This window comes from Quadrisphaera setariae, from assembly GCF_008041935.1.
Lineage (GTDB): Bacteria > Actinomycetota > Actinomycetes > Actinomycetales > Quadrisphaeraceae > Quadrisphaera > Quadrisphaera setariae.
Genome location: NZ_VKAC01000004.1, coordinates 93749 through 118997, shown reverse-complemented (window position 1 = coordinate 118997; position 25249 = coordinate 93749). Strand labels below are relative to the sequence as shown.

At 74.7% G+C, this 25249-nt stretch carries 20 protein-coding genes; 2 read left to right on the top strand and 18 right to left on the bottom strand.

Annotation, left to right across the window (positions count from 1 at the left end; translation table 11 throughout):
- Window positions 1-36: 36 nt before the first annotated feature.
- The 7 genes from FMM08_RS07775 to FMM08_RS07750 form a co-directional block, all read right to left on the bottom strand.
- Window positions 37-2745 (bottom strand): DEAD/DEAH box helicase, encoded by a 2709-nt coding sequence (locus tag FMM08_RS07775; RefSeq protein WP_147925787.1) that lies wholly within the window; start codon window positions 2743-2745, stop codon window positions 37-39.
- Between the two features lie 62 nt (window positions 2746-2807).
- On the bottom strand, window positions 2808-3629 hold the full coding sequence (gene tatC / locus FMM08_RS07770; RefSeq protein WP_255472157.1) for a twin-arginine translocase subunit TatC: 822 nt from the start codon (window positions 3627-3629) through the stop codon (window positions 2808-2810).
- Between the two features lie 48 nt (window positions 3630-3677).
- Window positions 3678-3953, bottom strand: coding sequence for a Sec-independent protein translocase subunit TatA (gene tatA, locus FMM08_RS07765; protein WP_147926001.1), 276 nt, complete (start codon window positions 3951-3953; stop codon window positions 3678-3680).
- A gap of 94 nt (window positions 3954-4047) precedes the next feature.
- Window positions 4048-4374, bottom strand: a complete 327-nt coding sequence (locus FMM08_RS22940) for a hypothetical protein (protein WP_187279621.1) — start codon at window positions 4372-4374, stop codon at window positions 4048-4050.
- Window positions 4375-4447: 73 nt separating this feature from the next.
- The gene (locus FMM08_RS07760; RefSeq protein ID WP_147925786.1) at window positions 4448-4783 is read right to left on the bottom strand and encodes a hypothetical protein; all 336 of its coding nucleotides are present in this window, start codon (window positions 4781-4783) and stop codon (window positions 4448-4450) included.
- 83 nt (window positions 4784-4866) lie between these two features.
- On the bottom strand, window positions 4867-6081 hold the full coding sequence (locus FMM08_RS07755) for a helix-turn-helix transcriptional regulator (protein WP_255472156.1): 1215 nt from the start codon (window positions 6079-6081) through the stop codon (window positions 4867-4869).
- A complete protein-coding gene (locus FMM08_RS07750) occupies window positions 6078-7061 on the bottom strand; it encodes a helix-turn-helix transcriptional regulator (protein WP_147925785.1) in 984 nt (327 codons plus the stop codon). The genes FMM08_RS07755 and FMM08_RS07750 overlap by 4 nt, the downstream gene beginning before the upstream one ends.
- Before the next feature lie 417 nt (window positions 7062-7478).
- On the opposite strand from FMM08_RS07750, the gene FMM08_RS07740 reads away from it, so the two are divergent.
- Complete coding sequence (locus FMM08_RS07740) at window positions 7479-8687, top strand: ATP-binding protein (RefSeq protein ID WP_147925784.1); 1209 nt, start codon at window positions 7479-7481, stop codon at window positions 8685-8687.
- On the opposite strand, the gene FMM08_RS07735 is transcribed toward FMM08_RS07740, so the two are convergent.
- The 11 genes from FMM08_RS07735 to pafA all read right to left on the bottom strand — a co-directional run bounded on the left by FMM08_RS07735 (window position 8662) and on the right by pafA (window position 22301).
- Complete coding sequence (locus FMM08_RS07735; RefSeq protein WP_222710534.1) at window positions 8662-9471, bottom strand: sirohydrochlorin chelatase; 810 nt, start codon at window positions 9469-9471, stop codon at window positions 8662-8664. The two genes, FMM08_RS07740 and FMM08_RS07735, sit on opposite strands and share 26 nt — an antisense overlap.
- Window positions 9468-10643 (bottom strand): uroporphyrinogen-III synthase, encoded by a 1176-nt coding sequence (locus tag FMM08_RS07730; protein ID WP_147925783.1) that lies wholly within the window; start codon window positions 10641-10643, stop codon window positions 9468-9470. Before FMM08_RS07730 ends, FMM08_RS07735 begins: the two co-directional genes overlap by 4 nt.
- 35 nt (window positions 10644-10678) lie before the next feature.
- Entirely contained in the window at window positions 10679-11971 is a 1293-nt protein-coding gene (gene cobA / locus FMM08_RS07725) for a uroporphyrinogen-III C-methyltransferase (protein WP_147925782.1), read from the bottom strand.
- A gap of 244 nt (window positions 11972-12215) precedes the next feature.
- Window positions 12216-12572, bottom strand: coding sequence for a Rieske (2Fe-2S) protein (locus tag FMM08_RS07720; RefSeq protein ID WP_187279620.1), 357 nt, complete (start codon window positions 12570-12572; stop codon window positions 12216-12218).
- Window positions 12569-15208 (bottom strand): nitrite reductase large subunit NirB, encoded by a 2640-nt coding sequence (gene nirB, locus FMM08_RS07715; protein ID WP_147925997.1) that lies wholly within the window; start codon window positions 15206-15208, stop codon window positions 12569-12571. Before nirB ends, FMM08_RS07720 begins: the two co-directional genes overlap by 4 nt.
- Window positions 15209-15225: 17 nt before the next feature.
- On the bottom strand, window positions 15226-15573 hold the full coding sequence (locus FMM08_RS07710) for a molybdopterin oxidoreductase (RefSeq protein ID WP_147925781.1): 348 nt from the start codon (window positions 15571-15573) through the stop codon (window positions 15226-15228).
- Window positions 15570-17897, bottom strand: a complete 2328-nt coding sequence (locus tag FMM08_RS07705; RefSeq protein WP_222710532.1) for a molybdopterin oxidoreductase family protein — start codon at window positions 17895-17897, stop codon at window positions 15570-15572. Before FMM08_RS07705 ends, FMM08_RS07710 begins: the two co-directional genes overlap by 4 nt.
- A 2-nt stretch (window positions 17898-17899) precedes the next feature.
- On the bottom strand, window positions 17900-19330 hold the full coding sequence (locus FMM08_RS07700; RefSeq protein WP_147925780.1) for an MFS transporter: 1431 nt from the start codon (window positions 19328-19330) through the stop codon (window positions 17900-17902).
- Window positions 19331-19469: 139 nt separating this feature from the next.
- Complete coding sequence (locus FMM08_RS07695) at window positions 19470-19847, bottom strand: FKBP-type peptidyl-prolyl cis-trans isomerase (RefSeq protein ID WP_147925779.1); 378 nt, start codon at window positions 19845-19847, stop codon at window positions 19470-19472.
- 26 nt (window positions 19848-19873) lie between these two features.
- Window positions 19874-20890 carry an FKBP-type peptidyl-prolyl cis-trans isomerase gene (locus FMM08_RS07690; RefSeq protein WP_147925778.1) on the bottom strand — a complete coding sequence of 339 codons (1017 nt, stop codon included), beginning with the start codon at window positions 20888-20890 and terminating at the stop codon, window positions 19874-19876.
- 49 nt (window positions 20891-20939) lie between these two features.
- Window positions 20940-22301, bottom strand: a complete 1362-nt coding sequence (pafA, locus tag FMM08_RS07685) for a Pup--protein ligase (protein ID WP_147925777.1) — start codon at window positions 22299-22301, stop codon at window positions 20940-20942.
- A gap of 181 nt (window positions 22302-22482) precedes the next feature.
- On the opposite strand from pafA, the gene FMM08_RS07680 reads away from it, so the two are divergent.
- Window positions 22483-25029 carry an HNH endonuclease signature motif containing protein gene (locus FMM08_RS07680; protein ID WP_147925776.1) on the top strand — a complete coding sequence of 849 codons (2547 nt, stop codon included), beginning with the start codon at window positions 22483-22485 and terminating at the stop codon, window positions 25027-25029.
- Window positions 25030-25249: the final 220 nt, after the last annotated feature.

Sequence of the window (25249 nt, the reverse complement as noted above, 5' to 3'; positions counted from 1 at the left end):
TCTGTCCCCCCTGCTCAGAGGCGAGTTGAGGGTTGCTCAGGCGGTGCGGGCAGCGGAACCGGCCGAGTAGGTGACCACGCCGCGGTCGACCAGGGCGATGGCCTGCCGCGCAGTCCGCGCCAGGGCGTCCCCCTCGTCGCTGCCAGCCCGAGAGGCCACCACGACCACCTGGTCGAGCAGGTCGAGCAGCTGGCGGGCCCACCGGACGAAGTCGCCCGCGGCGAGGTCGACAGGCCCTCGCGCGGCGTCGAGCACGGCGTCCAGGGAGGCCCCGCGGCACCAGCGGTGCACCGGCCAGACCAGCCCCAGGTCGGGCTCGCCGGTGGGCCGCAGGTGGTGGGCCTCCTCGGCGTCGGACAGCTGCGACCACGCGCGCACCGTGGCGCTCAGGGCCTGCGACACGGCGTGCCCGCCCGGCGTGTGCGCGGCGGGAGGCCCCTCCTCCCGGCGCGCCTCGTAGACGATGGAGGACAGCACCGTGGCCAGCCCGGCGGCGTCCAGGGCCGCCCAGGCCCCTGAGCGCAGGCACTCCGCCACGAGGAGGTCCTTCTCGGCGTAGACGCGGCGCAGCACCTGGCCGGCGGGGGTGACGCGCAGCTCGCCCGGGAACTCCCCGGGCCGCTCGCCGTCCTCCCCGGAGGAGGTGGCGGGCTCGAGGTACCCGAGCTCCACGAGGAGGTCGCAGACCCTGTCGAAGGTCCGTGCGATGGTGCCGGTGCGCGAGTCGATGCGCGCCAGCACGCCCTCGTGCTCCTTGCGCAGACGCTCCCAGCGCTCGGCCCAGCGGGCGTGGTCCTCGCGGTCGGGGCACCCGTGGCAGGGGTGCTGGCGCATCTGGCGGCGCAGCCGGTTCACCTCGGCGGCCACCTGGTCGTCGCGCAGCGGGCGCCGCTGGTCGGCTCGGTCGCTCACACCACCCTTCTGGCGCGCCTCCGCGCCCCGCAGCGACAGCTCTTCCACGGGCCCGCGGCGGCGGCGGCGTGATCCTTCGCCCTCGAGCTCGGAGATGCGGCGGCGCAGCGCGGCGTACTCGGAGAAGTCGCCCAGGTGGCAGGTCATCGCCTCGGCATAGCCGGTCAGCCCCTCGGACTGGGTGCGCGCCTGACGCGCCAGCCCGACCACGCCGCGGTCGGCCTGGAACTGGGCGAAGGAGGTCTCCAGCACCTCGCGGGCCCGCGCCCGCCCCACCTGCGCGACGAGGTTGACGGCCATGTTGTAGGTCGGCCGGAAGCTGGAGCGCAGCGGGTAGGTGCGGGTGGAGGCCAGACCGGCGACGCCCTCGGCGTCGAGCCCCGGCTGCCACAGCACCACCGCGTGGCCCTCCACGTCGATGCCGCGCCGGCCCGCGCGGCCGGTGAGCTGGGTGTACTCCCCGGGCGTGACGTCGACGTGGGACTCGCCGTTGAACTTCACCAGCTTCTCGATCACCACGCAGCGGGCGGGCATGTTGATGCCCAGGGCGAGGGTCTCGGTGGCGAAGACGGCCTTGACCAGACCGCGGGCGAACAGGTCCTCCACCACCTCCTTGAAGGTGGGGAGCATACCCGCGTGGTGGGCGGCGACGCCGCGGGAGAGGCCGTCGAGCCAGTCCCAGTAGCCGAGCACCGCCAGGTCGGCGTCGGGCAGGGCGGCGCACCGCTCCTCGACCACGGCGCGGATCTCGCGGCGCTCGGCGTCGGTGGTGAGGCGCACGCCGGCGGCGACGCACTGGCGCACGGCGGCGTCGCAGCCCGCGCGCGAGAAGACGAAGAGGATCGCGGGCAGCAGGTGCGCCTCCTCCAGCTCGGCCAGCACCTCCGCCCGGGAGGGCGCGTGCATGCGGGCGCGCACTGCCGGGGAGCGCTGCCCGCCGCGCGGGGGCCGCTTCCCCGGGTGGGTCCGCCCGCCCCGACCGCCAGGGCCGCCGCCGCGGTGCACGTCCTCGCGCGACATCCGCACCAGCTCGGGGTTGACCTCCAGCTGGGTGCTCGGCTCGTCGGGCGCGGTGCCGCGGCGGCTGGGCACCGCGCGGCCGTGGCTGTGACCCGCCTCGCGCTCGGTGAACAGGTCCACCACGCGCGTGCCCACCATGACGTGCTGCCACAGCGGGACGGGACGGTGCTCGGAGACCACCACGTCCACCCCGCCGCGCACGGTGGCCAGCCAGTCGCCGAACTCCTCGGCGTTGCTGACGGTGGCGGACAGGGAGGTGATGAGCACGTCGTCGGCGAGGTGGATGATCACTTCCTCCCAAACGGCGCCGCGGGCGCGGTCGGCGAGGTAGTGCACCTCGTCCATGACCACGTGGGCGAGCCCGTCCAGCGCCGGGGAGCCCGCGTAGAGCATGTTGCGCAAGACCTCGGTGGTCATGACGACGACGGGGGCGTCACCGTTGACGGAGGTGTCACCGGTGAGCAGGCCCACCCGCTCCGAGCCGAACCGCTCGGCCAGCTCGGCGTGCTTCTGGTTGCTCAGCGCCTTGATGGGCGTGGTGTAGAACGCCTTGCGCCCCGAGGCCAGGGCCAGGTGCACGGCGAACTCGCCCACCACCGTCTTCCCCGCTCCCGTCGGCGCCGCCACGAGCACGCCGCGGCCGGCCTCCAGTGCCTCGCAGGCCCGCAGCTGGAAGTCGTCGAGGTCGAAGCCGAGGGCCTCCCGGAACCGCCCCAGCTCGCTGCTCTGGATCTTCCGCTCGCGCTGGGCACGGGCCCTGGCAGCGGCGAACCGCTCCGCCGGCGAGGAAGGCGAGGACGACGGCACAGCCATGCGTCGAGCCTATGCGCCCCGGCTGACAGCGCCTGGGCGCAGCCGCGAGGGGGCCCCGGCGGTCAGAGCGTGCTGGCCTCGTCGTCGGACAGGCCCGCGTACTGGGGGTCGCTCTTGGGGCGGCGCTTGTCGTTGAGCAGGCAGATGCCGATGGCGACCGCGAAGAGGAAGAGCATCGGCAGCGCGAGCAGGAACATCGAGGTGATGTCCGGCGTAGGAGTGGCGATGGCGGCGAAGGCGAAGCAGACCACCGTCACCCAGCGCCAGGCCTTCAGGACGGCCTTGCCGGACATGAGCCCCGCGAGGTTGAGCGCCACCAGCACGACCGGCAGCAGGAAGGCGATGCCGAAGGCGAGCACCGTCCGCATGACGAAGCCCAGGTAGACCTCGGCGGAGATGATGTTGGAGCCGGAGGCGGGGGTGAAGGACGTGAAGAACTCGAAGACGTTGGGGATGAAGAAGCTGGACAGGTACACCCCGGCCAGGAACAGCGGCACGGCCGCCCCGACGAAGCCGAGCGCGTACCTCTTCTCCTTCTTCGTCAGCCCCGGGGTGATGAACATCCACAGCTGGAGGATCCAGACCGGGCTGGAGATGATGAACCCGATCCAGACCGACATCTTCAGCTGCATGTCGAAGGCGGACCCGACCTGCCCGAAGTTGATGCTCACCTTCTGGCCGGCCGCTTCGGCGGCGGAGATCGGCTCGGTGATGTAGTCGAACACCGGCTGGTACAGGTACCAGCCGGCCACCGAGCCGATGATGACCGCGATGGCGGAGATGACGACGCGCTTGCGGAGCTCGAGCAGGTGCTCCCTCAGCGGCATCCGCCCCTCGGGGTCCTTGCCGCGCTTGGCAGGGCGCGGCGGGGTCTCCGTGGCCACGACGGTCAGCCTCCGGTCAGGTGGTCGGGCGGGCGAGCGGCGAGGCCGTCAGGCGGAGTGGCGCTGCTGCTGGTCGTACGCCGAGGTCGGGGGCTGCTCGCGGCGCGGCTCGTCGACCACGCGTCCCTCGAGCGGGCGCGACGGGTCGCTGTCGTGCGCGGAGGACGGACGGCGCTCGTCGTCCGTCTTCATCTCCTTGACCTCGGACTTGAAGATGCGCATGGAGCGGCCGATGCTCCGGGCGGCGTCGGGCAGGCGCTTGGCGCCGAAGAGCAGCACGACCAGGAGCAGCACGACGACGAGCAGCACCGGGTTGTCGAAGATTGCGCGCACAGTCCACCTCCGATGTGGGTTCGGCCCACTGTAACCCCGGCGCGGGGCGAGTCAGCAGCACTCCGCCTGGGAGTCCGCCGAAGGTTCAGCCCATCGCCCGGCGCAGGCGCAGCTGCTCGCGGCGGGCCTCCCGCTGGGCGGCCACCCGGCGGGCGCGCTTCTTGCGCAGCTTCGCCTGCTCCCGGCGCCGCTGGGCGCGCAGGGCGTACGGGTCGTCCATGACGGAGTGCGCCGGCTTCTGGGCGGGCAGGTGCTCGACCTGGGCCATGAGCTCACCAGAGCGGGCGGAGGCCTCCCCCAGGGCGCTGAGCACCCCGAAGCCCTTCTTCACCACGCCCCAGGCCACCAGGCCCAGCACGACCGCGCCGGCCAGACCCAGCCCCAGGAACACCGCGACCCACCACCAGCCCATCGCAGCAGGCTAGTGGTGGGTCGTCAGCGGGCCGGGGCCCCGGGCGGCGGAGCGCGGCCGCCCGGTGGGCGGCTCAGGCCGGATGGGGCAGGCGGGTGGCCGCGGCGGCCACCACGTCGGTGCTCTCCAGCGCGAGGGTGAAGTCGAGGACGTCGTCCCAGCTGATGGTGGATCCGGTGTGCTCCTCGAGCGCCTCGGCCGGGACCGACCAGTGCTCGGCGGGGACACCGCCGGTGGTCAGCAGGCGGGCGACCTCGTCGGTGGCGTGCTTGCGCACCTCGTCGGTGCACTCGGGGCAGTCGAACGCGTAGAAGCTCCACGCGGGGACCGTGCACACCACGAGGCGCACCTGGGGCGGGGTCAGCTCGACGTCGCCGCAGGTGGGGCAGGAGGCCTTGATCGTGGTCATGGGGCGGGTCCTTCCGTCAGGTGCCCCCCGGCTCCTCGGGGGGTACTGACGTCTTCGGGGCCCTGGAGGGCCCCCTTGACCGCTCAGGTGCGCGCTTGCTCCGGTCGGGCGGCGGCCGAACGGGGCACGGCCGCAGACCCGCGCCCACCACCTCCACCGCCCTGACCTGCGATTTCGTGATCGTCGACGCCGTGAGCGGCGAGCCCGGCAGCAGCAGCGAGCGCGAACCCCTCAGCCACCTCGGGCGGGTGCACGACCACGGCGGCGCCCCCCAGCGGGAGCAGCAGCCGGCGCAGCCAGCGGTCGTCGGGGGTGCGCAGGACCACGCGCAGCCCGTCGTCGTCGAGCTCCTCGACGGACTCCAGCGGGACGCGCTCGGCCACCCACCGCGCGGACCCCGCCAGCTCCAGGGTGACGACGAGGTCGTCCTCGCCGGGGGTGAACAGCGACTCGTCGACGTCGCGGGCCACCGCCTCCGGCGGCGGTGTGCCGTCGGCGTCGAGCACGGCGGCCGTGACCACGCGGTCCACGCGGAACAGGCGCACGCCGCCGGCGCGGTGGCACCACCCCTCGAGGTACCAGCGCGCGTCGACGGTGAGCAGGCGCATCGGGTCGACGTCGCGCTCGGTGGTCTCGTCACGGCTCGGCACGAGGTAGTGCAGGCGCAGGCGGCGGCGCCCGGCGGGGTGGCGCAGCGCCTCGCGCAGCGTGGCGAGGACCTCCGCTGCGCCCTCCTCCCCCGCCGGAGGCGCGCCTCCTGGGCCGGGGTCGCGCCGGCCGAGGTCCACCGCGAGCGCCCGCGAGGACCGGGCGGCCTCGCCGGCGGCCTCCGTGAGCTTGGCCAGGGCACCGGTGAGGGCCTCGCGGTCCTCCTCGCCGGCGGAGAAGCCGGGGACCTCGGAGAGGGTGCGCAGGCCGGTGATGAGGGCGAGGGCCTCGTCGATGCCGAGGCGCAGGGGCCGGGCGATGGCGTCGGCGTTGCCGATGTGGAGGCGTCCGCCCTCCCAGTCGGCCTCGATGAGGTCGTCGGGCAGGTGCCCGGGGGTCCCGCAGACGAAGAGCAGCTCGAGGTCCTTGACGAGCTGGTCGGTGGTGATGGAGAACCTGTCGGCGACCTCCTCGAGCGGCGCGCCCTGGTGCTCCAGGACCCAGGGGACCATGGCGAGCAGGCGGGAGAGCCGGTCGGCGGCGGAGACCTGCACGGGCGGCTTGGAGCGCCGCGGGGCGGGCCGGCGCAGCTGGCCGGCCTGGTTCGAGGGGCTCGGCTGGTGCGGGCCCGGCGGCGGGGCGGTGGTCACCGGTGGGCCTCCAGCACTCCGCGCAGGCGGCGGACGACGGCGTCGCGGACGTCGGGCGGGTCGAGGACGACGGCGTGGGGAGCGGCGGCGGCCACGGTGGCGGCGAGCTCGCCGGCGTCGGTGAACTCGACCTCGGCGACCACCTCGCGGTCGGCGTCGGCGGCGGGCACGCCGGCGCGCAGGCGCAGCTGGCCGGCGGCGCGGGGCGCCAGGCGGAGCCGGGCGGTGCGGGGGGTGGCGTCGCGGCCGGACTGGGCGGCGGCGATCATGGCGCGGCCGTCGACGTCGTCGGGGACGTCGTAGGCCCCGGCGGGGCCGGTGCGGCGGACGGTGCCCTCGATGCGGGACAGCCGGAAGACGCGGGGGGCGCCGCGGTCGAGGTCGTGGCCGACGAGGTACCAGGTGCCGCGCCAGGAGGTGACCTGCCAGGGCTGCACGCTCCGCTTGGCGGGCTGGGCGTCGCCGGGGCGGCGGTAGGTGAAGGTGACGCGCTGGCGGTCCCGCGCGGCGGCGTACAGGGGTTCGAAGGCGGGTTCGGCGGTGCGCACCCGCGGCTCCACGCCCACGAGCGACTGCTCGTCGACGTCCACCCCCAGGGCCCGCAGCTTGGTGACGGCGCGGGCGGCGGGCCCGGCGAGGCTGGCCTGCGCCCACACGCGCGCCGCCAGGGACAGGACGGCCAGCTCGGCGGGGGTGAAGGACACCGCGGGGAGGGCGTAGGCGTCGCGGTCGACCTTGTAGCCCTGCTCGTCGTCGAACCAGGCCGAGGCGGAGCCGGTGACCAGGGGGACGCCGAGCTCGCGCAGCTCCTCCTTGTCGCGTTCGAACATCCTGTCGAACGCCTCGGTGCTGGCGCAGTCCTCGTACTGCGGCACCGCCCTGCGGATCTGCTCCTTGGTGAGCCAGGTGCGGGTGGACAGCAGGGCGATGACGAGGTTCAGGAGGCGCTCGGTCCGGCGGTCCCCCGAGGCTGCTGCCACGGCGGGGAGGCTACCCCGTCGAGGCCCTCCCGCTCAGCGCACGCCTACCGGACACCGAGCAGCTGGGACGCGGTGACCGCCCGCAGGCCCTTCTGGCGCAGCCCGTCGAGCACGGCGGGCAGGGCGTCACGGGTGCCGGCGCGCCCCCAGGTGCAGGCTGACGACCTCCGTCGAGGTGGGGTCGATGACGTCGACGGCGCCGCTCTCGGTGTTGGGCACGCAGGCCAGCGGCTCGGCGGTCGTGGCGACCCTCGGGGGGGCGTGCCGGCGCCGGCGGCGCGGGCCCCAGCTCAAGGTGGCTCTGACGAGGACGACGCCTCCGCTCCGGCGTGGATGCACGTGTAGCGATCTGTAGGGGGGTGTAGCGGTTCGCTACACCCCCCTACAGATCGCTACACACGGCCGTAGGGTGGTCGTGTGGACCCCGTGGCCAACCCGTACGCACCGGGTGCCGGACGCACACCGGCGGCCCTGGTGGGCCGCGACCGCCAGCGCGAGGCCTGGCGCGTCGGTCTGGACCGGGTGGAGCGCGGCCGCACGGCGCAGCCGGTGGTGCTCTACGGGCTCCGCGGGGTGGGCAAGACGGTGCTGCTGTCCAGCTTCCGCTCCGCCGCAGCGGCGCGGGGATGGGTGGTGGCGCAGGTGGAGGCCGGGCGGGGCAGCTCCGGCGGCGGTGCGAGCGGCGCCGGGTCTCGCGCGAGCCTGCGCGGCGCGATCGGCGAGGCGCTGCACGCACCCCTGGTGGACCTGGCCCGCCCCAGCGCCGGCCGCCGGCTCCTCGCGGCGCTGCGCACCGCGCTGAGCTTCAAGGCCTCCTACGACACCGCCGGGACGTGGAACTTCGGGGTGGACCTGGGCGACGCGAAGGGCGGGGGCGCCGACACCGGGGTGCTCGAGGCCGACCTCGCCAAGCTCGTCCGCGACGTGTCCGCCGGCGCCGCGGAGGAGGGGGTGGGACTGGCGCTGCTGGTCGACGAGGCGCAGGACGCCACCGCCGACGAGCTGGCCGCGCTGTGCGCCGTCGCCCACGCCGCCGGCCAGCAGGACTGGCCGGTGCTCGTCGCGCTGGCGGGCCTGCCGAGCCTGCCGCGGGTGCTCGCCGAGGCGAAGTCGTACGCGGAGCGGCTCTTCGTCTACGAGCGCATCGAGCAGCTCCCGCCGGACGCCGCCGTGCAGGCGCTGGTGGCGCCGGCGGTGGCGGAGGGCGTCCACTGGACCGACGGCGCCGTGGAGCTGGTGGTGGCCGCCACCGGCGGCTACCCCTACTTCCTGCAGCAGTTCGGCCAGGAGTGCTGGAACGAGGCCGAGGGAGGCACCATCGCCCACGCCGACGCCCGGGTGGGCGCCGCGCGCGGCCGCGCGGCCCTCGACGACGGGTTCTTCAGGTCTCGCTGGGACCGCGCCACCTCCGCCGAGCAGGCATACCTGCGGGCCATGGCCGCCGACGGCGACGCCGGCTCCCCCTCGGGCGAGGTCGCCGCGCGGCTGGGCCGCAAGGTGGCCAGCCTGGGACCTGCCCGCGCCAGCCTCATCGCCAAGGGTCTGGTCTACGCCCCCGAGCACGGGGTGGTGGCGTTCACCGTGCCCGGCATGGCCGACTTCATCGGACGCCAGCCAGCGGGCTGAGGTCCCCCTCCTCGAGGGCGCCGGCCGCGGCGAGGGCCTCGTCGTAGCGGCGCAGCGCGAGGTCGGCCAGGCGCTGGTCGACCTCGCCGTCGGCGCACAGCGTCTTCGCCACGACGTCAGCGGTCCCGTCGCCCAGGAGCGCGTCCAGGCGCTGGGAGAACACCCCGGGGGCCAGCAGGTAGGGCACCACCGCCACCCGCCGTCCCGGGGGGCCGCCGTCGAGCTGGCGCAGCGCCGCGCACGCCTGCGGCACGGTCGGCTCTTGCGCGCTGGCGTACCCGGCGGTGACGGGTCCCGCCCTGCGGGCGGACAGCGCGGCGAGCACGTGCTCGACGTCGGCGACGGCGCGCGGCGCGAGCGACCCGGCGGCGGCGAGCACCACGGCGTCGTCGTCGTGGGCGCCAGCGGCGGCGAGGCGGTCGCAGAGCAGGTCCACGAGCGCGTCGTCGGGTCCGAGCGCCGCCGCGGCCACCGCGCTGCCTCCTGCAGCGCGGGCTGCGCGGACGGCAGACGCGACGTCGGAGCGCACGTGGTAGCCGGTGGACAGCAGCAGCGGGACGACGACGCACGCCCGTCCTGCGGCCGCCAGGCGCGCCACGACGTCGTCCAGGGCGGGCTTCTGCACGTCCACGTGGGCGGCCAGCACCTCCACCCCGGGGCGCGCGGCGGCCACGGCCAGGCGCAGCTGGGCGATGGTGCGCCGACCGGTGGCGGACCGGGTGCCGTGGGAGACGGCCACCAGCACGGGCGGGCCCGCTGGCTGACCCGGTGGCTGCAGGCTCACGCCACCTCCAGGGCGTAGCCGCGCTTGACCACCGTGCGCACCAGCGGCTCGGCGCCCGCGCCGCGGGGCAGCGCCGCGCGCAGCCGCGCCACCACCACCTCCACCGCGTGCCCGTCGGTGGCGGTGGGCAGCTCGGACAGCAGCTCGGCGCGTCCGACGACGCGGCCGGGCTCAGCCGCCAGCCGGGCCAGGAGCGCCAGCGGGCCGGGCGCGAGGTCGAGCACCCGGCCGTCGAGCACGGCGGCGCGGGCGCGGACGACCAGCTCACCGGCCGGGGTGGCCACGCGGGCGCGGGGGTGGTCGGCGAGGTGCGCCGACAGGCACCGCATGAGGGCGCCCAGGCGCCAGCGGTCGGGCACGAGGGGTTCCACGCCGCGCTCGCGCAGGGGCGCGGCGGTGACGTCGCCGACGGCGCAGCACACCACCGGTGCGCTGCCACCCCGAGGGCTGCCGTCCATCGCGGCGAGCACCTCCGGAAGCCTGCCGCGGCGCTCGGCGGCCTCCAGCAGCGCCACCGCCCCGGGCGCGGAGGTGAAGGTCACCGCGTCGAGGCTGCGAGCGGCGAGGGCGTCGACCAGCCGGTCGACGGCGCCCGGGTCCTCCGGGGGCTCCCAGCGGTAGACGGCCACCGTGCGCAGGTCGGCGCCGGCGGCCCGCAACGGCTCCAGGTCCTCCAGGCCGGCCGCCCCGTGCAGCTGCACGAGCACCGAGCGGCCCCGCACGCCCTGGGCGAGCAGGTGCTCGACGGCCTCGGCGGTCTGCTCGCTGGCGGCCGTCCAGGCCTCCGACAGGCCCGCGGCCCGCACCGCGCCGCGGGCCTTCGGGCCGCGGGCCAGCACCTGCGCGCCGGACAGCGCCTCGACGAGCGCCTCGTCGAGGCCGTGGGCCTCCGCGGCGGAGATCCAGCCGCGCAGCCCGATGGCGGTGGTCACCACGAGCACGTCGGGAGGGTCGGCGATGGCGGCGCGGGTGTCGGCCACCAGGGCCGCGTCCTCGGTGATGGGGACGATGCGCATCGTCGGGGCGTGCACGACGTCGGCGCCGCGCCGGGTGAAGGTGGCGATGAGCTCGTCGGAGCGGCGGTGGCTCGTCACGCCGATGGTGGCGCCGAGCAGCTGGGCGGGGTCGAGCTCGGAGCAGGAGCCGGGGCCTGAGCCGGTGGCGGGTGTCATCGACTCGATCATCCGCCCGGTCGTCGTCGCGCTGCTCACGGGGAGGGAGCGGTGGCCGCGGAGCGCGCGGCGCGCGTGGACCGGGAGTCGCTGCCGTGGGCCATCGCGGCCACGGCGCCGATGACGAGCACCGCGGGGGCCTTCACGCCCCGGCGCTCGGCCACGGCCGCGGCGTCGGCGAGCGTCGCCGTCGTCGTCCGCTGCTGCGGGGTGCAGCCGCTCTCGACCACCGCCACGGGCAGCTGCGGGTCGGCTCCGTGCGTGACGAGCCCCTCGGCCAGCTCAGCGAGCCGCGAGACGCCCATGAGCACCACGAGGGTGCCGCCGCGGCGGGTCTGGGCGGCGAGGTCGAGCAGCTCGTCGCCGCCGAGGGAGTCGTGGCCGGTCATGACGGTCACCGAGCGGGAGACGCCGCGGTGGGTGACGGGGATGCCCGCGGCGGCGGGCACGGCGAGGGCGCTGGTGATGCCCGGGACCACGTCGCACGGGACGCCCGCGGCGCGGCAGGCGGCGAGCTCCTCCCCGCCGCGGCCGAAGACGTAGCCGTCGCCGCCCTTGAGGCGCACCACCCGCAGGCCCCGGAGGGCGCGGTCGACGAGCACCCGCTCGATCTCGCGCTGCGGCACCGGGTGGTGGTCGGGGGCCTTGCCGACGTCGACGACCTCCACGTCGGCGTCCAGCTCCGCCAGGAGGTCGCGCGGGGCGAGCCTGTCGACGACGACGACGTCGGCCTCCGCGAGCGCCCGCCGTCCGGCGAGGGTGATGAGGGAGGCGTCGCCGGGGCCGCCGCCGACGAGGGTGACGCGGCCGATGGCCGGTGCGGTGCCGTCGGGGCCGGTGGGGCGGCGGTGGCGGCGCAGCGGGAGCGCGCCGGAGGTGAGGCCCAGGCGCACGCCGTCGCGGACGGCGGTGGCGCGGCGGGGGTCGCCGCCGGCGGTGACGGAGACGAGCACGTCGTCGTGGCGGACGACGGCGGGTGTCCAGGCGCGGGAGCGGGTGTGCCCCTCGCCGCGGTCGGCGCGCACGCACCAGATCCTGCGCGAGGTGGCCTCGGCCGCGACGGCGTCGTCGGTGCGGGGCACGCCGGTGGCGGTGTGGACGAGCCAGGCGCCGTCGAGGTCGGAGGCGGCGAACCGGCCGCGCCGCCAGGTGATCCGGCCGGACTCGTCGAGCTCGGTGACCTCCTCGCAGGCCTGGGGGGCCACGAGCAGGACGTCCGCTCCGGCCTCGAGGAGGCCGCGGGCGCGGCGGGCGGCGACGGGGCCGCCGCCGACGACGACGGCGCGGCGCCCCTCCAGGTCGAGGTGCAGCGGGTAGTTCGGGCTCATGCGGACGAGGGTGCCCGGGGTGTGTGACGTCGGTGTTGCGTCAGGTTGCGGTCTGTTGCGACTGGCCTCTCACCCCGGTGTGGATCTTGTGAGCCCCTGCGGTCCTTCCCCGCCCCCTTCGCGCTTTCCACGGCGAGTGCGCTTCCGGCACCCGTCCCTCCCGCACTCTCCGCGGCAAGTGCGGGAAGGAAGGCGTCGTTGGGGCACTTGCCACGAAAAGTGCGAGAAGGGACGGGCGGGCGGGTCAGCGGGCGGGGGTGACGTGGACCTGGGGACCGTCGGGGGCGTCGACGACGGCCACGCCGTGCACGCGCACCGGGGCCTGGCCGGAGGTGGAGGCCCCGGTGCGCAGGTCCCACGTGTTGAGGTGCAGCGGGCAGATCACCACGCAGGAGTCGATCTGCCCGTCGGCCAGCGGCCCGCCGGAGTGGGGGCAGACGGCGTCGACGGCGGAGACGCGGCCGTCGCGGTGGTGGAACACCGCCACCTGAGCGCCCTGCACGACGTAGGCGCGCCCCTCCCCCGGAGGGATCTCCGCGAGCGCGGCGACCCGCACGCCGGCCGTCGTCGTCGTCCTGCTGGTCGTGTCGGTGAGCGTCACTGCTGTGCTCCAGCCATGAGGGCCTCCTCGTTCGGCATGACGATCTCGACGGGGAGCTGGTCGCGGGGGGTGCCGCCGGGGGCGCCCATGGGGCGGCGCGGGACCACCGGCAGCGGCAGCAGCGGCAGCGCCGGAGCGGAGAAGCGGCCCGGGGCGTCGGGGGCCTCGCGCTCCTTCCACGGGTCGCGGTAGGCGGCGCAGGCGGCGTCGATCTCCTCGTCGAGCTGCGCGCACATCCCGTCGGAGTCCTCGACCAGCACCAGCCGGACCCGCTCGATCGACAGGCGCGGCACGAAGTCGTAGGTGCGCTCCAGCCAGTTGCCCCAGGTCCGGTAGAACTGGATGAACCGCCCCGTGAGCTGGATGACCGCCTCGGGCGAGTCGACGGTGGCGAGCAGGTCGGCCTTGCGCACGGAGGCGCCTGCGGCCCCGCCCACGTAGACCTCCCACTTGCCGTTGCCGATGGCGACGACGCCGACGTCCTTGACGTAGGCCTCGGCGCAGTTGCGGGGGCAGCCCACCACGCCGAGCTTGAGCTTGGCGGGGGTCTCGATGCCCTGGAAGCGCTCCTCCAGCGCGATGCCCAGCGCGGTGGAGTCGCCCAGCCCGAAGCGGCAGTAGTCGGTGCCGACGCACGTCTTCACCGTGCGCATCGACTTGCCGTAGGCGTACCCCGACGGCATGTCGAGGTCGGCCCACACCCCGGGCAGGTCCTCCTTCTTCACGCCGAGCATGTCGATGCGCTGGCCGCCGGTGACCTTGAGCATCCCGACGCCGTACTTGTCGGCGACGTCGGCGATGCGCCGCAGCTGGTCGGGGGTGGTGACCCCGCCCTTCATCTGCGGGACCACGCTGAAGGTGCCGTCGCGCTGGATGTTGGCGTGGACGCGGTCGTTGATGAACCGGGCGTCGCGCTCGTCGACGAACTCCGTCGGCCACAGGGTCCGCAGCAGCGAGGTGAGGCCCATCTTCGACTTCGCGTCCTCGGCGCCGCCGGGCGCGAGGGCCGCGAAGACGGCCGAGACCGACGTGAGGTGCTGCTCGCGGATGGCGGCGACCAGCTCGTCCTTGCGCAGCGGCACGCCGGGCACGTACCAGTGGACCGACGGGTCCTCGGTGAGCGCCCCGCCGCCGGCGGCGACGGCGTGCTCGACGAGCTTGCCGACGACCTCCTTGCACGAGCCGCAGCCCTTGCCGGCGCGGGTGGCGTCCATGACGCCCTTCACGGACGAACACCCTCCGGCCACGGCACCGCAGATGTCGCCCTTGGTGACGCCGTTGCAGTTGCAGACCTGGGCGTCGTCAGCGAGGTCCTCCACGGAGGTCTCCCCGCCCGCGCCCAGGTCGAAGAGCAGCTCCACGCGCTGCTCGGGCAGCGGCAGCCCGCGGTCGAAGGCCTGCTGCAGAGCGGCGGTCTTGCGGGTGTCGCCCAGCAGGGTCGCGCCGACCAGGCGGCCGTCGCGCACCACCACGGACTGGTAGAGCCCGCGGCGGGCGTCGGAGAAGACGACGTGCTCGTCCTCGGGGTGCACCGGGCCGGACTGGCCGATGGAGGCGACGTCGACACCGGCCACCTTGAGCTTGGTCGACGTCTTCGAGCCGTGGTAGGCGGCGTCCGGGTCGGCGCCGGTCAGCACGTCGGCCAGCACGGTGGCCTGCTCCCACAGGGGGGCCACCAGGCCGTACGTCTCACCGCGGTGCTGGGCGCACTCCCCGAGCGCGAACACGTGACCGCCGAGCCCGCCGTCGCCGTCCCCCAGCGGCTGGTCGACGCAGCGCATCTGGTCGTCGACGACGATGCCGCGCTCCACCACGAGCCCGGCGCGCACGCCGACGTCGGTGTTGGGGCGGATGCCGGCGGTGACGACCACCATGTCGGCGGGGAAGGTGCGCCCGTCCTTGAGGGTGACGCCGGAGACGCGGCCCTTCTCGGTGCACGCCGTCAGCCCCGTGGTGCGGGCCCCGGTGACCACGGAGATGCCCGCCTCCTCGATGGAGCGGCGCAGCACCGCGCCGGCCTCGGCGTCGAGCTGCTGGTTCATGAGGTGCGCCGGGGAGTGGATGACGCTGACGTCCAGGCCGTGGTTCTGCAGGCCCTTGGCCGCCTCCAGGCCCAGCAGCCCGCCGCCGATGACCACTGCCTTCGCGGGCGTGCTGGCTGTGCCGTAGCGACGGGCCTCCTCGAGCATCGCCCGCGTCTCGTCGAGCGACCGGAAGCCCGAGACGCCCGGCAGCAGGGAGCCGTCCTCGCGGCGCAGCCCGTCCATCGGCGGGAAGTGCGGGGAGGAGCCGGTGGCGATGACGACGACGTCGTAGGCCGTGCGGCCGCCGTCGGCGCCGACGACCTCCTTCGCGGGCAGGTCGATGTCGACGACGCGCACCCCGGAGCGCAGCTCGATGCCGTTCTCGGCGTACCAGCCGATCTCGTTGAGGTAGATCGACTCCTCGCCGTCCTCGCCGGCCAGGACGTGCGACAGCATGATCCGGTTGTAGTTGCCGTACGGCTCGTCGCCGAAGACGGTGATCTCGAACTGGTCGGAGGCGCCGCGCTCAAGCAGCTCCTCCAGGAGCCTCGCGCCGGCCATGCCGTTGCCGACCAGCACCAGGTGGCGCTTCGCGCCGGGCTGCTTCTTCATGTGCATCAGGACTCTCCTCAGACCTCGACGAGACCCAGGTCGACGACGACGCTCGCCACGAGCCCCGACGGCGCGGCCAGGTGCAGCTCGAGCACCTCACCGGCCTCGACGTCCTCCACCACCCGCAGCGGCACGTGCACGTCCCCCTTGGCGCCGATCGGGAACCAGCGCATCGGCACCCCGTCGCGGACCAGGACGACGATGACCAGCTCGTCGCTGGCGTTGCCGCCGCGGAAGTACAGGACCTGCGCGCGCCGGCCCTCGGGCACCTCGTAGGTGAGGGACTCGTCGAGCAGCGCGTGCTTGTCGAGGCCGGCCCCGGTGACGGGGAAGACCCCCTGCAGGAAGCGGAAGGTCGAGCTCATCGGGCTTCTCCAGTCGTCGGGTGGCGGTCGGGCTCGCGGGTCAGGTCGACGGAGTCGATGTCGGCGCCGTCTGCGCCGTGGGGGTCGTGGGGGTCGTGGCGCTCCAGGCGCACGGCGCACGCCTTGAACTCCGGCATGCGGCTGACCGGGTCCAGGCGGGTGTCGGTGAGGGCGTTGGCCACGCTCATCCCGCCCCAGTGGAACGGCACGAACACCGTCCCGGTGACCACGTCCTTGGTGACGCGGGCCCGGAACAGGGCGGTGCCGCGGCGGGTGGTGAGGCGCACGAGGTCGCCGTCGGCCACGCCGTGGCGGCGGGCGAGGTCGGGGTGGAGCTCGGCGCGGGCGTCGGGGTCGGTCATCACCAGCTGGCGCACGCGCCGGGTCTGCGCGCCGGACTGGTACTGGGCCATGGTCCGGCCGGTGGTGAGCACGTACGGGAACTCCCCGGCCGAGGTGCGCTCGGCGCGCGGGGTGTACCGGACCACCGCGCACTGGGCGCGCCCGTCGTGCGTGGGGAAGGCGTCGGCGAACAGCCGCGGCGTGCCGGGGTGCTGCTCGCCGTCGTCGTCCTGCCCCTCGAGCGACGGGCAGGGCCAGAACACGCCCTGCTCGGCCTCCAGGCGCTCGTAGGTGATGCCCGAGTAGTCGGCGCGGCCGCCCGCGCTGGCGCGGCGCAGCTCGGTGAAGACGGCCTCCGGCTCGGTGGGGAACGCGGCGTCGGCGTCGAGCCCGGCGGGCAGGTCGAGGCGGTGGGCGAGGGCGTTGAGCAGCTCGAGGTCGTCGCGGACGCCGTCCGGGGGCGCCAGCGCGCGGCGGCGCAGGATGACGCGGCCCTCGACGTTGGTCATGGTGCCGGCCTCCTCGGCCCACTGGGCCGTCGGCAGGACGACGTCGGCCAGGGCCGCGGTCTCGGACAGGAAGAAGTCGACGACGACGAGGTGGTCCAGCGCCGCGAGCCGGCGACGCACGCGCTCGGCGTCCGGGGCGGAGACCACGGGGTTGGAGGCCAGCAGGAGCAGGGCGCGCACGCCGCCGGCGCTGCCGAGGGCGTCGATCATCTCGTAGGCGGAGCGGCCCGGGCCGGGCAGCGCGTCCGGGTCCACGCCCCAGACGCCGGCGACGTGGGCGCGGGCGGCGGGGTCGGAGATGGAGCGGTAGCCGGGGAGCTGGTCGGCCTTGAGGCCGTGCTCGCGCCCTCCCTGGCCGTTGCCCTGGCCAGTGACGGTGCCGAACCCGGAGCCGGGGCTGCCGGGCAGCCCGAGGGCGAGGGCGAGGTTGGCCTGGGCGAGCACGGTGTCGGTGCCGTTGGCGTGCTGCTCGGCCCCGCGGCCGGAGAGCATGATGGCGCCAGCCCCCCCACGAGTCGGGGAGGCGGCCGCCATGAGCCGGACGGCGCGGCGCAGGTCGCCCTCGGGCACGCCGGTGGTGCGCTCCACGCGGTCGGGCCACCACTGGGCGGCGGCGGCCGCTGCGGCGTCGAAGCCGGTGGTGCGGGTGTCCACGTACTCCCGGTCCACGAAGCCGTCGCGCACCGCCACGTGGAGCATCCCGAGCAGCAGCGGCAGGTCGGTGCCGGGCACCGGCGCCAGGTGCACGCCCTGCGCGGCGGCCGCCGCCGCGGTGGGCGTGCGGCGGGGGTCGACGACGACGAGCGAGGCGCCGCGGGCGCGGGCCGCGTCGAAGTGCTGCATCGCCGGGGGCATGGTGGCGGCGGGGTTGCCGCCGGTGATCATGATGGCGTCGGCGGCGGCCAGGTCCGCCAGCGGGAACGGGAGCCCCCTGTCGACGCCGAAGACGCGGTTCATCGCGGCGGCGGCGCTGCTCATGCAGAACCGGCCGTTGTAGTCGATGGCGCTGGTCCGCAGCGCGACCCGGGCGAACTTGCCCAGGGCGTAGGCCTTCTCGTTGGTCAGCCCCCCGCCGCCGAAGACGCCGACGGCGTCACGGCCGTGGCGCGCCTGCGTCCCGGTGATGGCAGCGGTGACCCGGTCGAGCGCCTCCTCCCAGCTGGCGGGCACCAGCGGGGAGGTGCGGTCGCCGGGGACGGCGCGCACGAGCGGGGTGAGCAGGCGCTCGGGGTGGTCGAGCAGCTCGTGCGCCGTCCAGCCCTTCGAGCACAGTCCGCCGCGGTTGGTGGGGAAGTCGGGGTCGGGCTCGAGGGTGGCGGGCCGGCCGCCGGCGGTGAGGAGGATGCCGCACTGCAGGGAGCAGTACGGGCAGTGCGTCCTCGTGGTCGAGCGCTGGGCGGCGCCCGCCGCCCGGGCCGGGGTGTCCCCGGTCCGGACGACGGGCGTCGGCAGGAGCGCCGTGGTGGGGGCCAAGCTCAGATCCGCTCGCTCAGGCCGAGGGCGCCCTTGCGGGCGTAGACGGCCCAGGTGACGCCGATGCAGAGGACGTAGAAGGCCACGAAGCTCCACAGCGCCGGCTGCAGCGAGCCGAACTGGGCGGTGGAGGTGGCGAAGCCGCGGTTGACCAGGAAGCCGCCGTAGGCGCCGATGCCGGCCGAGATGCCGATGCAGGCCGAGGCGATGCGCTTGGCGCGGACGAGCCCCTCGACGTCGTCCACCGGCGTCGTGCCGCGGAAGATCGCCGGGATCATGCGGTAGGTGGAGCCGTTGCCGATGCCGCTGGCCACGAAGAGCACCATGAACGCCCCGAAGAACAGCGGCAGGCTCTTGGCCTGCAGCGCCACCACGGCGCCGACGGCGCCCAGGGCGAGGACGGCGAAGGCGGCGATGCTGATCCGGGCTCCGCCCACGCGGTCGGCGAGCTTGCCGCCCCACGGCCGGGCGAGGGACCCGATGAGCGCGCCGAGGAAGGCGATGCCGAGGTCGACGTCGGGGAACTGCGTCTTGAGCAGCAGCGGGAACGCCGCGGCGTAGCCGATGAAGGAGCCGAAGGTGCCGATGTAGAGCAGGGAGACGATCCACGTGTGCTTGGTGCGTGCGGCGAGCTTCCACGCCTCGCTGTCGGACTTCGCCTGGGAGAGGTTGTCCATGTACTTCCAGGCGGCCACGGCGGCGAGCAGCACCAGCGGGATGAGGATGTACGCCGGGCGTGCGGTGCTGGCGGCGACGCCGGCCACCACGAGGAACGGCGTGACGAACTGGATCACGGCCACGCCGATGTTGCCGCCGGCCGCGTTGAGGCCGAGCGCCGCACCCTTCTCCTTCTCGGGGAAGAAGAAGGAGATGTTGCTCATCGAGGAGGCGAAGTTGCCGCCGCCGAAGCCGGCCGTGGCGGCGATGAGGAGCATGAGCCCGAAGGAGATGCCGGGGGTGTTGGCGACGTAGACCAGCCCCAGGCAGGGGATGACCAGCAGGAGCGCCGAGACGATCGTCCAGTTGCGCCCGCCGAACTTCGCCACGGCGAAGGAGTAGGGGAAGCGCAGCGTGGCGCCCACGAGCACGGGGATGGAGACGAGCCAGAGGGCCTGGTTGGTGGTGATCGGGTAGCCGGCGGCGATGAGCACCGGGGTGGCGATCGACCACAGCTGCCAGACGGTGAAGCCGAGGAACTCGGCGGCGATGGACCACCACAGGTTGCGGCGGGCGACGGCGCGGCCGCCGCCCTCCCACTGGGCGTGGTCCTCGGGGTTCCAGACGTCCACCCAGCGCCCGCGGCGGGGGGCGGTCGTCGTCCCCACCGCGCCGCCGCCGGCATCGACGTCGACGTCGGCAGGACGGTTCGGGTCGGTGACCACCTCGAGGCGGTCGGGCGCTGAAGCGCGCGTGGCGCGGGTGTCCTGCGACATGCCACGGAACGTACGGACCGCGTGTTGCGCTCCCGTGCCGCTGTGTGACGTCGTGTGAACGCTCCCCTCACCGCCCCGGGGTGGGGCTGTGAGGGGAGCGCTGCGTCAGACGGGGTGGGTCAGACGGGGGTGGGGCGGGTCAGCGGACGCCGACGAGGTCGACCACGAAGACGAGGGCCTCGTCCGGGCCGATGACGCCGCCGGCGCCGCGCTTGCCGTAGGCCTGGTCCGAGGGGATCTCGAGCCGGCGGCGGCCGCCGACGCGCATGCCCAGCAGGCCCTGGTCCCACCCCTTGATGACCTGGCCGACGCCCACGCGGAAGCTCAGCGGCTCGCCGCGGTCCCACGAGGCGTCGAACTGCTCGCCGGTGGAGTGGGTGACGCCCACGTAGTGGGTGGTGACGGTGGAGCCGGGGGTGGCCTCGGGGCCGTCGCCGACGGTGATGTCGGTGATGACGAGCTCGGTGGGGGCCGGACCCTCGGGCGGGTCGACCTCGGGACGGGGTGCGTTGCTCATGGGTCCACTCTGCCGGGGGGCTCGGACTACTGCGCTGCGAGCACGTCGACGACGAACACGAGGGTCGAGCCTGCCGGGATCTTGTCGCCCTGCGCCTGGTCGCCGTAGCCCAGCGCGGGCGGGATGACGAGCAGCACCTGGCTGCCCACGGGCACGCCCTCCAGGCCCTGGTCCCAGCCCTTGATGACCTGGCCGGAGCCGAGGGTGAAGTCGAACGGGGTGCCGCGGGTCCAGGACGAGTCGAACACCTGCCCCGTGGACCAGGTGACGCCGGTGTACTGCATCGTCAGGTGCTGGCCCTTCTGGACCGCCGGACCGGTGCCCTTGATGAGCACCTGGCTGACGAGCGACGACGGAGGCGTCGCACCGCTCGTGATCTTGATGGTGGGTGCGTGGGTCGCCTGGTCCACGCTGACCGACTCCACGCCGGCCGGCAGGGGTGCCTGCTCCGGGGTGCCGGTGGCCCAGCCGGGTGAGACCGACTTCACGTCGATGAGGTAGACGAGGGTGTCGGTGGCGCCGATCCCGGCCTGCTCGAGCCCGCCCTGGGGTCCGTACCCGTCGGCGGGGGCCACCGCGGCGAGCACCTGGCTGCCGGCCTTGACGCCCTTGAGCGCCGTGGTGAAGCCGGGGATGACGCCCGGACCGAGCACGAACTGCGCCGGCGTGCCGCTCCAGGCGCTCGACCCGAACGTCTTGCCGTCCTTGCCGTTGACCCCGACGAACTCCACGCCGAGCACGTCCCCGACCTCTGCGGCCTTGCCGTCACCCTCGGTGAGCACCTTGGAGGCGGTCGTGGTGGTGCTGAAGCCGGCGGGCACCGCGACGATGGGCACGGCGTCCTTGCCGGTGGCGCCCGCGGCAGGCGCGGTCACCGTCACCTGGGACAGGTCGGCGGTGGCCGCGGCGCTGCTGGCGGCGCTGGACGGGGCGCTGGAGGGGTCGGCTGCCCCGCCGCCAGAACCGCCGGAGCAGCCCGCGAGCGCGAGCGCACCGGCCACCAGGGGGATGACGAGAGCAGGACGACGACGAACGGCGATCACCCCAGCACGCTACGCGACGGGACTGCGTGCTCCCGGGGGCACAGCGCTCTCACATGCTCGCGATGAGGCGCTCCACCCGCTCGTCCACCGAGCGGAAGGGGTCCTTGCACAGCACGGTGCGCTGCGACTGGTCGTTGAGCTTGAGGTGCACCCAGTCGACGGTGAAGTCGCGGCGCTTCTCCTGCGCGGTCCTCACGAAGTCGCCGCGCAGGCGGGCGCGGGTGGTCTGGGGGGGCACGCTGGTGGCCTCGAAGACCTCGATGTCGCTGCTGACGCGCTCGACCATGCCGCGGGCGGCGAGGAGGTTGTACAGGCCCCGGGTGCGGGAGACGTCGTGGTAGGCGAGGTCGAGGCGGGCCACGCGGGCGTCGGACAGGGCCAGGCCGTGGCGGGCGCGGTAGCGCTCGACGAGCTTGAGCTTGATGACCCAGTCGAGCTCGCGGTCGACGAGGGACAGGTCGCCCTCGCGCACGGCGCGCAGGCCGCGCTCCCACAGGTCGAGGACGCGCTTGTCGGTGCTGTTGCGCACGCCCTCCTCGTCGATGAAGGTCTTGGCGCGCTCGAGGTACTCCTCCTGCACCTCCAGAGCGCTGGCCTCGCCGCCGTTGGCGAGCTTGAGCATCCGGCGACCGGTGGTGTCGTGGCTCACCTCGCGGATGGCCCGGATGGGGTTCTCCAGGGACAGGTCGCGCACGGCGACGCCGCTCTCGAGCATCCGCAGGACGATGTCGACGGCGCCGGTCTTGAGCATCGTCGTGGTCTCGGACATGTTCGAGTCGCCGACGATGACGTGGAGGCGGCGGAACCTGTCGGCGTCGGCGTGGGGCTCGTCGCGGGTGTTGATGATGGGCCGGCTGCGCGTGGTGGCGCTGGAGACGCCCTCCCAGATGTGGTCGGCCCGCTGGGACAGGCAGTAGACCGCGCCGCGGGGCGTTTGGAGGACCTTCCCCGCGCCCACGAGCACCTGGCGGGTGACGAGGAAGGGGATGAGGACGTCGGCCAGGCGGGAGAACTCCCCGGCCCGGGGCACGAGGTAGTTCTCGTGGCAGCCGTAGGAGTTGCCGGCGGAGTCGGTGTTGTTCTTGAAGAGGAACACCTCCCCGCCGATGCCCTCCTCGGCGAGGCGGCGCTCGGCGTCGACCGTGAGGCCCTCGAGGATCCGCTCGCCCGCGCGGTCGTGGATGACGAGCTGGCGCACGTCGTCGCACTCGGGGGTGGCGTACTCGGGGTGGGAGCCCACGTCGAGGTAGAGGCGGGCGCCGTTGCGGAGGAAGACGTTGGACGACCGCCCCCACGAGACGACCTTGCGGAAGAGGTAGCGGGCGACCTCGTCAGCGGACAGGCGGCGCTGGCCGTCCGCGGCGCAGGTGACCCCGTACTCGGTCTCCAGACCCAGGATCCGGCGGTCCACGATCGCCACAGTACGTCGGGTCAGCGGGAGCGCGAGGGCGGGGCGCACACCTGAGGACTGTCGGTGGTGACCACTACCGTCGCACAGGGCGATCTCCGAGCACCGGCGATCACGGTCCTCTGTGCAGGTCAGAGGCTTCTTGATATTGAAGGATCGAACGCCTGTCGGTACGATGAGGGGCGTGGACGAGACCCCCGCGAGCGCCGAGGTGGCGGTCGGCGACGGGGTTCCGCAGCCTCCTGCGCGGACGCGCCGGACCCGGTCGCAGGCTCGTCGTCGCCGGGCCGCCCTGTCCGAGCTGCCACCGCGCGGCCCCGCCCGGCGCCGGCACGAGGCCACCCGTCGGGACGTGGCCCGGCGCGGCCTACCGGGTCCGGCCGGCATGGACCAGGCGCTGCTCGACCAGGTGCTCACCACCCGCGCCGTGCCCGACGCGGAGTGGGTCTGGGACGAGGGCCGCGGCGCCTGGCGGGTCGCGACCGACGCCGACGACGCCCCGTGGGTCTCCGGTGACGTCTCCGGCCTGTGCGAGCACCCCGACGACGCCCCGGTCGACGTCGTCCTCGACGACGGACCCCGTCCCTTCCAGCAGGACAGGGCCGCACGGCGAGCCGCTGGTGAGTTCGAGCGCTGGCTCGCCGAGGACGCCGACGACGACGAGCGCCGCCGCGTCCGCGCCGTCGTCGCCGAGCGGGCTGCCACGCACGCCGCGAGGAAGCACGCCCACAGGCTCCGCACCCAGCAGGCCGCCGTGGGGCGGGCTCAGGGCGGCCAGGTCCGCATCCTCGCGGCGATGGCGCCGCTGTACCGGGCCGCGGTCCACCACCCCGACGGCGACCCCGACGGCCCAGGGCCCGACGGTGACCGCACGCGGCGCACGTCCCGCGCGCAGCGTCAGCGCGCGGCGCTGGAGGCGTCGGGCCTCAACGACCTCGTCAGCGAGGTGGCGCTGCTGCTCGCGTGGACGGAGCACCGAGCCGGCAAGCAGGTGCGGCTGGCGGAGCACGTGGTCAGCTGCCTTCCGCGGACCCTGGAGCGCCTGGAGGGCGGCCGGCTCGACCTCGCGCTGGTCACCGTCGTCGCCGAGCAGAGCCTCGAGCTCGACCCCCAGCTGGCGCTCGAGCTCGACGAGGAGGTCTTCGGACCCGACGGCTCCGGGCTGGGGCTGAACACCGCCGAGCTCAAGGACGTCGTCGACGAGGTGGTGGCCCGCAAGGACGCCGCCGCGGTGCGCCGCCGGTCGTGCCGGAAGGTGTCGGCGCGGTCGGTGGTCATGCGGCCTCTCGGCGATGGCATCGCGCAGCTGGTCATGACGGGCCCCGCCCCCGCCGTCCTGGCCACGTACGAGCACCTCGACACCATCGCCGGGCTGAACCTGGCCGAGGCTCGCCAGGCGATCTCGGAGGGGCGGCTGCCCGCCGACGGTGGGGACCCGTACGCCAACGGGGTGGACGGGCTCGGCGGGGCTCCGGACGGTCCGGAGGCTGACGCCGCCGTCCACGACGCCCGGGGGATGCCCGCACACCGCTTCGACGCCCTGGCCACCGCGGTGCAGGACGCCTCTCCCGCCGAGCCGGGTGCCCCGCGCCCGCAGACGACGCTCGAGGTCCACGCCGCGCTGTCCACGGTCTGCGGCCACGACGACCAGCCCGGTCGGCTGGAGGGGTACGGATGGGTACCCGGTTGGCTGGTCCGCCAGGGCCTCACGTGGGAACGATGCCGGCTGCGGCGGATCCTCACCGACCCGTTCACCGGCGACCTCATCACCGTGGACGGGCACACGTACCCCGCGAGCTGGCTCACCGACCCGGGTCCGCCGCCGGCGCCGCCCTCGACACCGCCCCGCTCCGAGCCGCCTGGCACCCCTCCCGCACGCCCAGGCACCAGTCCGAGCACCGGCTCGGACCCTCGCGGTGGTGGGCGCACTGCTCCGGGCACCTTCCACGGACGTCCCGTCCAGCAGGTGCACGCCGCTGACGCCGAAGAGCCCGACGACACCCCTCCGAGCACCGCCGACGCGTCGCTCACGGCCACCGAGGCGAGCGACCTCGGTGCGCCCGACGCGCACGGCCTCGTGGACGACCTCCTGCTCGCCCCCGAAGCCGACTCCCCCGTCCCCTGCACCGATGGCACGTGCTCACCGTCCAGCCCCTCCGACTGCCCTGTCGCGTCCGTCAACGGTGGTCGCTACACGCCCGCCGCTGCCCAGGCCCGCGTGGTCAGGCGGCGGTGGAGCCGCTGCGCCCACCCCGGCTGCCGGCGACGGGCCACGCGCTGCGACCTCGACCACGTCGTCCCTCACCGCCGCGGTGGCCCCGCCGCCGGTGGCGGAACCACGTGCGCCTGCAACCTCGAACCGAAGTGCCGGCGCCACCACCTGCTGAAGCACGGCACCGACACCAGCAGGCTCACCGGCGGCGCTTCCTCGGGCGGCGGCGACCCGAGCGACCTCGACGACGGCTGGGTGCGCTGGACGGCGCGCTGGCAGCAGTGGCGGTGCGACCGCGGGTCGTCGCACTGGCGCTCACCCCTGGGTTTCGACCACCACAGCGCCCCCCGCCCCGCCGCCCTGCCCGACGAGCGGTACCGCCTGACGCCGTGGCCACCGCGCAACCCCGTCGAGGAGGAGCGCCTCGGACGCCGGCACATGCATCCGGTGGACCTGGCCCCCTCGGCCGAGCGGTCCGAGGGCGCGCGCTCCACCTTCCCTGACGAGCCGCCCTTCTAGGACGCGGCCCCTCGGGTGGAGCCGAGAGCATGAGCCGCGCTGGTCGACCCGCACCGATCCGGTCCTCCTCTGACATGACCCGCCGTCAGGGGGGCCGCCGAGGACCAGCGTCGCGACGCACCTTGACTGCACACCACGACGGACATCCCTGCGCATCCTCGTGCGGCTCAAGGTGGGGCTCGATTCCTTGATCGTCGCTGAGGGGTGTGCGAGGTTCTGA

Excerpts from the sequence above, each read along its gene's own strand:
- FMM08_RS07775 (WP_147925787.1), bottom strand. The coding sequence starts at position 2,745 with ATGGCTGTGCCGTCGTCCTCGCCTTCCTCGCCGGCGGAGCGGTTCGCC.
- FMM08_RS22940 (WP_187279621.1), bottom strand. The coding sequence starts at position 4,374 with ATGGGCTGGTGGTGGGTCGCGGTGTTCCTGGGGCTGGGTCTGGCCGGC.
- FMM08_RS07760 (WP_147925786.1), bottom strand. The coding sequence starts at position 4,783 with ATGACCACGATCAAGGCCTCCTGCCCCACCTGCGGCGACGTCGAGCTG.
- FMM08_RS07730 (WP_147925783.1), bottom strand. The coding sequence starts at position 10,643 with ATGACACCCGCCACCGGCTCAGGCCCCGGCTCCTGCTCCGAGCTCGAC.
- cobA (WP_147925782.1), bottom strand. The coding sequence starts at position 11,971 with ATGAGCCCGAACTACCCGCTGCACCTCGACCTGGAGGGGCGCCGCGCC.
- nirB (WP_147925997.1), bottom strand. The coding sequence starts at position 15,208 with ATGAAGAAGCAGCCCGGCGCGAAGCGCCACCTGGTGCTGGTCGGCAAC.
- FMM08_RS07710 (WP_147925781.1), bottom strand. The coding sequence starts at position 15,573 with ATGAGCTCGACCTTCCGCTTCCTGCAGGGGGTCTTCCCCGTCACCGGG.
- FMM08_RS07700 (WP_147925780.1), bottom strand. The coding sequence starts at position 19,330 with ATGTCGCAGGACACCCGCGCCACGCGCGCTTCAGCGCCCGACCGCCTC.
- FMM08_RS07695 (WP_147925779.1), bottom strand. The coding sequence starts at position 19,847 with ATGAGCAACGCACCCCGTCCCGAGGTCGACCCGCCCGAGGGTCCGGCC.